Source organism: Prosthecobacter sp. (assembly GCF_049294395.1).
Classification (GTDB): domain Bacteria; phylum Verrucomicrobiota; class Verrucomicrobiia; order Verrucomicrobiales; family Verrucomicrobiaceae; genus Prosthecobacter.
Genome location: NZ_JBAQCR010000057.1, coordinates 1 through 10442, shown reverse-complemented (window position 1 = coordinate 10442; position 10442 = coordinate 1). Strand labels below are relative to the sequence as shown.

11 protein-coding genes are annotated in these 10442 nt (G+C 60.7%); all 11 read left to right on the top strand.

Features of this window, described 5'->3' with window-relative positions; all coding sequences use genetic code 11:
* Positions 1–277: 277 nt before the first annotated feature.
* The gene (locus WAW39_RS04115; protein ID WP_422316062.1) at positions 278–1201 is read left to right on the top strand and encodes a universal stress protein; all 924 of its coding nucleotides are present in this window, start codon (positions 278–280) and stop codon (positions 1199–1201) included.
* A 109-nt stretch (positions 1202–1310) separates the two neighbouring features.
* Positions 1311–1595, top strand: a complete 285-nt coding sequence (locus WAW39_RS04110) for a hypothetical protein (protein WP_422316060.1) — start codon at positions 1311–1313, stop codon at positions 1593–1595.
* A 22-nt stretch (positions 1596–1617) separates the two neighbouring features.
* A complete protein-coding gene (locus WAW39_RS04105; RefSeq protein ID WP_422316058.1) occupies positions 1618–2034 on the top strand; it encodes a c-type cytochrome domain-containing protein in 417 nt (138 codons plus the stop codon).
* A gap of 7 nt (positions 2035–2041) precedes the next feature.
* Positions 2042–2578 (top strand): flavin reductase family protein, encoded by a 537-nt coding sequence (locus WAW39_RS04100; RefSeq protein WP_422316056.1) that lies wholly within the window; start codon positions 2042–2044, stop codon positions 2576–2578.
* Between the two features lie 67 nt (positions 2579–2645).
* Positions 2646–3905 carry an ATP-binding protein gene (locus tag WAW39_RS04095; protein WP_422316054.1) on the top strand — a complete coding sequence of 420 codons (1260 nt, stop codon included), beginning with the start codon at positions 2646–2648 and terminating at the stop codon, positions 3903–3905.
* A 2-nt stretch (positions 3906–3907) separates the two neighbouring features.
* Positions 3908–4354 carry a response regulator gene (locus WAW39_RS04090; protein WP_422316053.1) on the top strand — a complete coding sequence of 149 codons (447 nt, stop codon included), beginning with the start codon at positions 3908–3910 and terminating at the stop codon, positions 4352–4354.
* Positions 4355–4361: 7 nt separating this feature from the next.
* On the top strand, positions 4362–5447 hold the full coding sequence (locus WAW39_RS04085; RefSeq protein ID WP_422316051.1) for a response regulator: 1086 nt from the start codon (positions 4362–4364) through the stop codon (positions 5445–5447).
* Positions 5448–5480: 33 nt separating this feature from the next.
* The gene (locus WAW39_RS04080) at positions 5481–6557 is read left to right on the top strand and encodes a fatty acid desaturase (protein ID WP_422316049.1); all 1077 of its coding nucleotides are present in this window, start codon (positions 5481–5483) and stop codon (positions 6555–6557) included.
* A gap of 328 nt (positions 6558–6885) precedes the next feature.
* Entirely contained in the window at positions 6886–7332 is a 447-nt protein-coding gene (locus WAW39_RS04075; RefSeq protein WP_422316047.1) for a response regulator, read from the top strand.
* A 6-nt stretch (positions 7333–7338) separates the two neighbouring features.
* Complete coding sequence (locus WAW39_RS04070) at positions 7339–9828, top strand: PAS domain S-box protein (protein ID WP_422316045.1); 2490 nt, start codon at positions 7339–7341, stop codon at positions 9826–9828.
* Positions 9829–9835: 7 nt separating this feature from the next.
* Positions 9836–10442 (top strand): response regulator transcription factor (locus WAW39_RS04065; protein ID WP_422316043.1); only part of this gene is annotated, 607 nt, incomplete at its 3' end.

The following is a 10442-nucleotide window of genomic DNA, read 5'->3' as shown; positions in this document are numbered from 1 at the left end:
TTCCTTTTCCAGCGAGTGCATCTTTTCCAACAGGGTGTCGAGTTTTTCGTTCATAAGCTGAAGATTTAAATCATCGACCGAAGCTGATGCCCGCAGCTGCTCATGGCGATTCTTATCATGCAGCGCGGGTTGTCTTCCATGCCTCCATGGGTGCGCCTAGGAGCTAAAGCTTAGGATCAATATCCGCACAGGATTCGCAATGATATGACACGAAGAGCCCGTTTATCAGCCTGCGGCTTTGCGTTTAAATGAGTGACAAATTCATCCCATCCATACCATGAACACGCTCCAAACCATCCTCGTTGCCGTTGATTTCTCCACCGGATCTCGCGCCGCACTTGAACAGGCTTCACGGATTGCCCGGCTGCAGGGAGCCAAACTCCACGTGCTGCATGTCGTGGATTCCTCAGCCGTGGCCACCCTGGCCGCCAGTCGTGAATCCGCCTATGAGAGCCAGGCCACCACGGCGACTGAGGGTGCCCGGACCGCGCTCCATGCCTGGCTGGCACAGTCTGAGGTGCCTGCCGATGCCGAGGTCACCATTGCCATGGGCACCCCGCTGCATGAAATCCTTGAGCACGTCCGCAGCTTGAAGGCGGACCTGCTTGTCGCCGGGATCGCAGGCACCGGCCGGACACTCGCAGGAGCGGGATCCGTCTCCGGCAGACTCGCCCGCAAGTCTCCGTCCCGCGTGCTGCTGGTGCGCTCCACTCACCCGCATGCCTTTAAGAAGGTCGTGGCCTGCATTGACTTCTCAGACACCGCCAAAGAAGTGGTGGCCGCAGCGCGCCGTATCGCCATCAAAGACTCGGCCAGCGTGGATTTCCTGCATGTGTGGCAGGAGCCGCTGATCTCTTCACCCTATGGCGGTTCAGCAGATGCATTGATCGGCATAGGCCACCCCACCGTGGTATTCACGCCTGCGGAGCGGCAGACGCTCATCGAGGGCCTGCGCCGGGAGCTGCACGAGTTCGTCAAGGAGGCCGCCGAAGGCATCCAGTCCAGAGAAGTGCTGCTGGAATCATTGAACTACGGCAACGGCATCGTGGCCCATGCCGAGGAGGCAAAGGCCGACTTGATCATCCTCGGCGGCAAAGGCCGCACCAATCTGCGCTACGTCCTCATGGGATCCACGGCGGAGCGTTTGCTCACCCGGCTGCCATGCTCGGTGCTCGTAGTCAGGCCGCCCGTCGCAGCCTGAGCCGTTTTGTCCCCGCTCCTTGACTGCACAAGAACGGAACCAAACACGCCACCTCAGGCTGAGCAGGCCGTCATGCCGCGTGTCATCTTCAACCAACCACCCCACCACCATGATTGCCAAATTTGAAATCGAATACGTCATCCATCCCCAGCACAACCACCGCGTGGACACCCACCGCACGGACGATCCCGTTGAAGCAGAGGACTTCCTCATGAACCTGCTCATCGTCGGCGCACGCATCAGTGCGATCAAGCATGAGGGTGCCGAACTCGAAGCGGGGCAGGCAGACCGCATGCTGCGCGTGGCCGCAGAGCGCCTGGCCTCGCGCCTGCTGGGCAGGTCTCTCGATCTGGACTCGGTGCAGGTAAAGCATCGCTTCGGCTTCGCCGCCTGATTCACTGCCACGCTCCGCCCCCATGAAACTCAAGTTCTTCTCCGCCATGACGGCACTGCTGGGATTCGCCTCCTGCATGCAGATGGAGCCCCCTCATCAGGTGGACTTTGTGACCGAAGTGAAACCTCTGCTCGAAACACGCTGCCTGGAGTGCCACCAGCACCACTACGTCTGCGCAGGGCTGAATCTGGAGACGAAAAAACTGGCGATGAAAGGTGGCCGCAGCGGTGCGGTGATCATCCCCGGCTCGCCGCACCAGAGCCTTCTCTACAAAGTCCTGCTGCTGGGGCACGAAAGCCCCGTGGCCATGCCACCCACACCGGAAGGCATGGAGCAGGAAGGCGCGCAGCTTCTGCATGACTGGATTCAACAAGGCGCCACCTGGCCGGAGAACACGCGTCTGGTGCCGCCGCAGGAATGGAAGAAAAAACACAGCTGATCAAGCCATGGCCCGCAGATCCTACCCTTTGTCCAAGGTTTACGGCCTGCTGGAGCCCGGCCCGGTTGTCCTCGTGACGACAGCCCACAAGGACTGCCGCGACGTCATGACGCTGTCATGGCACATGATGCTTGAGTTTGAGCCCCCGCTGGTGGCCATCGTCATGAGTGACCGCAACCATTCCTTCAGCCTGCTCAAAGCCAGCAAGGAATGCGTCATCAACATCCCCACCCTGGAGCTGTCAGACAAGGTGGTGGGCTGCGGCAATACCACCGGCGCGAAGATCGACAAATTCAAACGCTTCAGCCTCACGCCGATGCCCGCCAAAAAGGTCGGCGCACCACTCATCGCCGAGTGCCATGCCAGCCTGGAGTGCCGGGTGGTGGACACGCGGATGGTGTCCAAATACTCACTCTTCGTCCTCGAAGTCGTCCAGGCATGGATGGATCCCGCCGTGAAAAATCCCCGCACCCTCCATCACCGCGGCTACGGCAGCTTCATGGTGGCCGGTGAAACGATCAAACTGAAATCGAAGATGAAGTAACAGGATCTGCACCTGCTCGTTTTTTTCATTGTGCTTTGGCATGGAACCTCGCCACAATTAAGCACGAATGACTGACTACTCCGGCATGACCAAAGCTGAGCTCATTGAACGGCTCAAACTCCTCGAGGCAGACCACCTGCCCGGGGCCAAACCGCCCGACGGGCAGCACATTCTGGTCAAGGAGTTGATCGACCTCAAGGCGGCGCTGGACGCCCACTCCATCGTCGCCACCACAGACGCACGCGGCATCATCACCTATGTGAATGACAAGTTCTGCGAGATCTCCAAATACAGCCGCAGCGAGCTCCTAGGCCAGGACCACCGCATCATCAATTCCGGTCATCATTCCAAGGAGTTCTTCCACGACCTCTGGAGCACCATCGGCCATGGCAAAACATGGAAAGGGGAGATCCGCAACCGCGCCAAGGACGGCAGCATCTACTGGGTGCACACCACGATCTTCCCCTTCGTGGACGCCGCCGGCAAGCCCCAGCAGTACATCGCCATCCGCACCGACATCACCCAGCGCAAGCGCGACGAGGAAAAGCTCGCCGAACTCGCCCAGACCCTCGCCGAAAAGAACAAGGAGCTGGAGGCCATCGTCTACGTGGCATCGCACGATCTGCGCTCCCCCTTGGTGAACATCCAGGGCTTCAGCCGCGAGCTTGCACGCACCTGCGAAGCCCTGCATAAAACCCTCGCCTCCACACCAGACGCCACCGTGCCCAAGGCCGATCTGCGGCCGGCCATCGAGGAAGACATCCCTGAATCCCTGGGCTTCATCCAGGCCGGCGTCTCCAAAATCGACTCCCTGCTCAAAGGCCTGCTGCGCTTCTCGCGCCTGGGCCGTGCGGCCCTCACGGTCGAGCCCTTGTCCATGCAGGAGATGATCCAGCAGATCGCCCACTCCATGGAGTTTCAGCTCCAGCAGGCCGGTGCCCGGCTGGATATCAGCCCTCTTCCCGACTGCCTCGGTGACGCCACGCAGATCAACCAGGTCTTCTCCAACCTCCTCGACAACGCCATCAAGTACCTCGATCCCACGCGCCCCGGACTCATCAGCATCAGCGGCCGGACGGAGGGCACCCACGTGACCTACGAGGTCAAGGACAACGGCATCGGCATCGCCCCCGCTCACCAGCAGAAGGCATTCGAAATTTTTCACCGGCTGAACCCCTCGCACAGCCAGGGAGAAGGCCTCGGCCTCACCATCGCCCAGCGCATTCTGGAGCGCCTGGATGGAAAAATCTGGGTCGAGTCCAGCCCGGATCATGGCAGCATCTTTTTTGTCAGCTTGCCAGCCTTGCCCACCAAGTCTAAGCGTTGATCATGACAGAAGAGGTAGTCATTATCATCGCAGAGGATGATGCTGGTCACGCACGGCTGATTCAAAAAAATCTGGGCCGCGTGGGCCTGCACAATCCTGTGCAGTTCTTTGAAAACGGCCAGGATGTGCTCGACTTTCTCTTTCGCCGCGGTCCCGGACCGCACCGCAAAAGTGACACCGCGTATCTGCTGATGCTGGACATCCGCATGCCCAAGGTGGATGGCGTCGAAGCCCTGCGCCAGATCAAGGAGGACCCCTCCCTGCGCAAGCTGCCCGTGATCATGCTCACCACCACGGATGACCCGCGCGAGATCGAGCGCTGCCACCTGCTCGGCTGCAACAGCTACATCGTCAAACCCGTGGACTACGACAAGTTTGCCGAGGCCATCAAGCAGCTCGGCATGTTCGTCTCCCTCGTGCAGGTGCCTGAGATCAATGGCCAGCCCTGACTCCGTCATGTCCGCCACTCCGCCGCCAGTCACGATCCTTGTGGTGGATGATGATCCGGGGCTGACCCGCCTGATCGGCCGCGCACTGCAGCGGGAGGGTTATCAGACCACCGCAGTCGGTTCAGGCCTGGAGGCCACGGAATGGTTGAAGCACCACCGCGCAGACCTGCTCCTGCTCGATCTCAAACTGCCGGACATGGAAGGCCCCGCACTCATTGAGTCCATGGTGACCATGGGCCGCTCCGTGCCCTTCATCATCATCACCGGTCAGGGAGACGAACGCGTGGCTGTGGACATGATGAAGCGCGGCGCTCTCGACTACCTCGTCAAGGACGTGAACTTCATCGAGTTCGTCCCCACCGTGGTCCGCCGTGCGCTCTCGCAGTTGGACAAGGAGCAGCGCCTTGCCGCCGCAGAGGCCGACCGCCACCGGCTGGAGCAGGAAATCCTGCAGATCAGCGAGCTGGAGCAGCAGCGCATCGGCCGGGATCTGCATGATGATCTCGGCCAGCAGCTCGCCGGCCTCAGCATCATGGCCACCATGCTCAGCCGCAGCCTCGCCAGCCGCGCCGCGCCCGAAGTGCCTGAGGCCGCCAAGATCACCGAGCTCCTGAAAAAGACTGTGGCCATGACCCGCAGCCTGGCCCGCGGACTCCACCCCGTGGCCGCAGAGCCAGACGGTCTCATGTCCGCCTTGCATGACCTTGCCGCACGCATGACCAGCTTGTTCCATATCGACTGCCAGTTTGAATGCTCCGGCTCGGTTCAGGTGAATGACAACACGGCGGCCACGCACCTCTATCGCATCGCCCAGGAATCCGTGAGCAACGGCGTCAAGCATGGCCGCGCCAAGCATGTGCGCATCGGTCTCTCGTCAGATTTGGAAACCCTCACTCTCACCATCAAAGATGATGGCATTGGCATCGGCACGCTCGATCCGCAGCGGCAGGGCATGGGCCTGCGCATCATGCATTACCGTGCTGGCATGATCGGCGCCAGACTCGCCATCGAGAAGCAGCGCAGCGGCGGCACCCGCGTCACCTGCAGCCTGCCCAGGGAACAAAACGGGGCGACGAATTCGCAAGACCCGTAGTGCATTGCGCCGCAGGTGTGGTAGGGTGCTTTCATGAGCACCACCCTTCAACCGGTGCCGACTCAAGAAAGCCGGATCCCCAGGCGCGACACAGCCGCTTGGAAGGCGATTGTTCTGAAATATCAGCAGCCCTCCCTCGGGCGCGCCATCTGGCAGTTGGTCGACACCCTCGTCCCCTATGCGGCACTCTGGTACTTGATGTACCTCAGCCTCTCCTACTCCTACTGGCTCACCTTTGCCCTCGCGGCGCTGGCGGGCCTGTTTCTCATCCGCATTTTCATCATCTTTCATGACTGCGGGCACGGTTCGTTCTTCAAGTCACGCCTGGCCAATGACATCGTCGGGTTCATCACCGGCGTGCTCACGCTCACCCCCTACTACCACTGGCGCTGGGAGCACTCCATCCACCATGCCACGGCAGGCGCGCTGGATCGGCGCGGCACCGGCGACGTATGGACCATGACCGTGGAGGAATACCTCAAGGCCTCACGTTGGAAGCGCTTTGCCTACCGTCTCGCTCGCAATCCCTTCGTGCTCTTTGGCATCGCCCCTCTTTACCTCTTCGTCATCTCACAGCGCTTTCCATCCTCCACGGCCAGCCCGCGCGAGCGCGCATCCGTGCATTGGATGAATCTGGCCGTTCTCAGCGTCGCCGTGCTGCTGAGCTGGGCGTTCGGGATCATCCCTTACCTCCTGATTCACATGACCATCGAGATGGTCGGCGGCGGCATCGGCATCTGGATGTTCTATGTGCAGCACCAGTTTGAAGACGTGTACTGGGAGCGTGATGAAAACTGGGACTACACCGCAGCCGCCCTTCAGGGCAGCTCCTTCTACAAGCTCCCCAAAGTGCTCCAGTGGTTCTCCGGCAACATCGGCTTCCACCACATCCACCACCTCAGCCCCCGCATCCCCAACTACAATCTGGAGCGCTGCCACAAAGCCGACCCCATGTTCCATGAGGTCAAGCCCATCACCCTCTTCTCCAGCCTGAAGTCCCTGTCACTCCGTCTGTGGGATGAAAAGCTCGGCAGGCTGGTCGGCTACCGCCACATGAGAAAGGTGCGCAAAGAACGCGCCGCCGCCTCGGGCCACGCTCCTCGCTCATAAGCGCCCACCGTCTTTCTGGTGCCCCTCAGGATGGTTAAAATTGGGCATCAAGATGACAGCGGCGGCTGAGCCTGCAGGCCAGCCCTGTGGCAGGATGGAATTCATCCTGCCCCGTGCCATGCCTGTCCCACATCATCCTTCCGAACGCACCGCCGCGTCAAAGTCGTCTCAGAGAAAACTCGCAGCCCCTCTCAGTCATTGGATGAGACGTGAACTTCCTCTGCCTCGTTGTTGGCTCCACCTGAGCGGTTCATTTTCAATGCGTATTGAACATGAAAACTGAAGTCCTTCTGCAGCCCCTGGACCCCACCTCGAGGAATCCATGACCATGATGCAGGAATTGGTGATCATCATCGCGGAAGACGACGCCGGACACGCACGGCTGATTGAAAAAAGTCTCAACCGCGTGGGACTTCACAACCCCATCCTGCGCTGCGAAAACGGCCAGGAGGTGCTGGATTTCCTCTTCCGTCGGGGGCCCGGCCCCCATCGCAGGACGGACACGCCCTACCTGCTGCTGCTGGACATCCGCATGCCCAAGGTGGACGGCGTGGAGGCTCTGCGCCAGATCAAGGAAGACGTCTTCCTGCGCAAGCTGCCGGTCATCATGCTCACCACCACGGATGATCCGCGCGAGATCGAGCGCTGCCATCTGCTGGGCTGCAACAGCTACATCGTCAAACCCGTGGACTACGACAGGTTCGCCGAGGCCATCGCCAAGCTCGGCCTCTTCGTCTCCCTCGTGAAGGTCCCCGAAATCAACGACCAACTCTGACCCCTCATGGCCCAGCCGCACACGCCAGCGACCATTCTTGTGGTGGATGATGATCCGGGCATCTCCCGCCTCATCACGCGTGAGCTGGAGCGAGACGGCCATCATGCTCCCGCCGTCCACTCCGGCGAAGAGGCCGTTGGTTGGTTGAAGGACAACGCCGCAGACTTGGTTTTGCTGGATCTAAAGCTGCCGGGGTTGCGCGGAAACGATCTGATCGACCACTTGGATGGGCTTCATGATCACCTGCCCTTCATCATCATCACCGGCCAGGGGGACGCGCGCGTGGCTGTTGAGATGATGAAACGTGGTGCTCTCGACTACTTGGTCAAGGATGCAAACTTCATCACCATGGTGTCCACCGTGGTGCAGCGCGCGCTGGCACGGTTGGAGGAGCAGGCGCGCCTCACCGCCACTGAGCAGGCACTGGCCCGTTCCCACGCCGAACTCGAGCGCCGTGTGATCGAGCGCACCGCGGAACTCACCCAGGCCAATCAGTCGCTGCGCGAGTCACGGGTGGCGGCGCTCCATCTGATGGAAGAAGCCATTGCTGCCCGCGAAAAGGCCGAGCAGGCTCAGGCGGCGCTGCGCGAGAGCGAAGCAAGGTTCCGCGGCTTTTTTGAAAACGTCGGCGTTGGCACCGTCGAAGTCGGGGCCGATGGGTGTTTCACCCGGGTCAATGACCGCTTCTGCTCCATCACCGGTTACAGCCGCGAAGAACTGCTGGCCGGCATGTCCCCACGAGATCTCACCCATCCAGACGATGAAGTTATCAACCGGGAGCGCGTGGAGCAGGTGTTGCATGGAAAGCTCCCCACCTATGAAACAGAGCGCCGATATCTCCGCAAGGACGGGGCCATGATCTGGGTCAGCGGCACAGCCACGACCCTCTACCATGAGGACGGCTCCGTTCGCTGCATTGTGGGCATCGCGGAGGACGTCACCGACCGCAAGCAAACTGAGCAGGCCCTGCTCGCCAGCGAGGAGCGCCTTCGCCTCTTCATCAAAAATGCACCCGCACCCGTGGTGATGTTTGATCGCGACATGCGCTACCTCATCGTCAATGACCGTTGGGCGAAGGATTTCCGGCTCCACACCGGCGACCTCATCGGCCGGTCACATTATGAAGTCTTCCCTGACATCCCTGAGCGCTGGAAGCAGATCCACCAGCGTTGTCTGGCCGGTGCCACCGAGAGCTGCGCTCGCGACCAGTTCCCCCGCGCAGACGGCAGCATCGACTGGGTGAAATGGGAGATCCGCCCATGGCACGATGCCCTGGGTAAAATCGGAGGACTCATTCTCTTTGCCGAAATCATCAATGACCGGGTGCAGGCGGAAGATGAAATTCTGAAAGCACGGCACTTCGCCGAGTCCACGCTGGAGGCCATACCTGCAAGCATTGTCGTGTTGGATGCCCACGGCAGGATTATCAGCGCGAACAAGTCCTGGACAGCCTTCGTCCAGGAGAAAGGTGGAGCCATCAATGCCGGGGCCATCGGCTCAAACTACCTGGAATTGTGCGATTCGGCTGCGGCGGAGGGAGTCGAAGAGTCGGCACGCTTTGCCGCCGGCATTCGCGATGTCATGAGCGGTGAATCCGCGCACTTCAGCATGGAATACGCCTGCCATTCGCCCACCCAGCAGCGCTGGTTTGTCGTTTACGTCACCCCCTTCTCAGGCAACGGCCCGCATTCCGTCGTCATCGCCCATGTGGATGTCAGCGAGCGCAAACGCGCCGAGCAGGTGATCCGCCGGCTCAATGACGAACTGGAGAAACGCGTGGAAGAACGCACTCTGCAGCTTCAGCACACCAATGCCGAATTGAAACAGCAGATTGCCGCGCGCAAAAAGCTCGAAAAGGAAATCCTCCACATCAGTGAGCACGAGCAGCAGCGCATCGGCCAGGATTTGCACGATGACCTGGGCCAGCAGCTCGCGGGGCTCTGGCTGCTCTGCGACTTGCTCAAATCCCGCCTGATCGAGCAGAAATCATCCGAAGTCGAAAGCGCGGACAAAATCGCCAGCCTGCTCAAGGAAGCCCTGGCATTGACACGGTCACTCGCGCGCGGGTTGCATCCTGTGGCCGTGCAGGCGGGCGGTCTCGTTGCCGCGCTGGATGAGCTGGCCCAGCGCACGAGCAGCATGTTCCGCATTCAATGCCGCTGCAAATGCCCCCCATCCATGCAGACGGACAACACCACCGCCACGCACCTCTACCGCATCGCCCAGGAAGCCGTGACCAACGCCGTCAAGCATGGTCTGGCCAAGGAGATCGACATCGAGCTCTCCACCAATCTCCACCGCACCGTGCTTTCCATTCACGACAAGGGCAATGGCAGGGGCATCACCGAACTGAACCCCAAACACCTGGGCATGGGCCTTCGCATCATGAAGTACCGCGCCGACATGATTAGCGGCATTCTTGACATCCAGCGCAATCAATCCGGCCTCGGCACCACCGTTTTCTGTACCATTCCTACATCACCTGCCTCAACCTAACACCACCATGGCTAAAACAGCATCCGGTCCGCCCGCTAAAAAAGTGTTCATCGTCGATGACCACCCCGTCTTCCGTGATGGCCTCGTCCGCATCGCCGCAGCCATTCCCGGTGTCGTTGTCTGCGGTGAGGCCGACAACGCCCGCGACGCCTTTGACTCCATCTCCAAGCTCAATCCCGATCTCGTCCTCATGGACATCAATCTCCCCGGCAAAAGCGGGCTTGAGCTCCTGCAGGACGTCCACGCCATGCGGCCTGAACTTCCCGTGCTCATCATCTCCATGCACGACGAGCAGCTCTATGCCGAACGTGTGCTGCGTGCCGGCGGGCGCGGCTACATCATGAAACAGGAAGGCCCCGAGAAGATGCGCGAGGCCATCACCAAAGTTCTCAACGGCCAGGTCTATGCCAGCGAGCGCACCGCCTCCGCCATCCTCGACGCCCTCTCCCGCCCCCGTTCATCAACCAGCACCTCCACCGTGGGAAAGCTCACCGACCGCGAACTCGAAATCCTCCGCCTCACCGGCCAGGGCAAGGACAACCGCGCCATCGCCCAGGAACTCCACATCAGCCTCAAAACCGTGGACACTCATCGCGGCCACATCAAGGAAAAGC

Excerpts from the sequence above, each read along its gene's own strand:
- WAW39_RS04070 (WP_422316045.1), top strand. The coding sequence starts at position 7,339 with ATGGCCCAGCCGCACACGCCAGCGACCATTCTTGTGGTGGATGATGAT.
- WAW39_RS04095 (WP_422316054.1), top strand. The coding sequence starts at position 2,646 with ATGACTGACTACTCCGGCATGACCAAAGCTGAGCTCATTGAACGGCTC.
- WAW39_RS04100 (WP_422316056.1), top strand. The coding sequence starts at position 2,042 with ATGGCCCGCAGATCCTACCCTTTGTCCAAGGTTTACGGCCTGCTGGAG.
- WAW39_RS04080 (WP_422316049.1), top strand. The coding sequence starts at position 5,481 with ATGAGCACCACCCTTCAACCGGTGCCGACTCAAGAAAGCCGGATCCCC.
- WAW39_RS04115 (WP_422316062.1), top strand. The coding sequence starts at position 278 with ATGAACACGCTCCAAACCATCCTCGTTGCCGTTGATTTCTCCACCGGA.
- WAW39_RS04085 (WP_422316051.1), top strand. The coding sequence starts at position 4,362 with ATGTCCGCCACTCCGCCGCCAGTCACGATCCTTGTGGTGGATGATGAT.
- WAW39_RS04090 (WP_422316053.1), top strand. The coding sequence starts at position 3,908 with ATGACAGAAGAGGTAGTCATTATCATCGCAGAGGATGATGCTGGTCAC.
- WAW39_RS04110 (WP_422316060.1), top strand. The coding sequence starts at position 1,311 with ATGATTGCCAAATTTGAAATCGAATACGTCATCCATCCCCAGCACAAC.
- WAW39_RS04105 (WP_422316058.1), top strand. The coding sequence starts at position 1,618 with ATGAAACTCAAGTTCTTCTCCGCCATGACGGCACTGCTGGGATTCGCC.
- WAW39_RS04075 (WP_422316047.1), top strand. The coding sequence starts at position 6,886 with ATGATGCAGGAATTGGTGATCATCATCGCGGAAGACGACGCCGGACAC.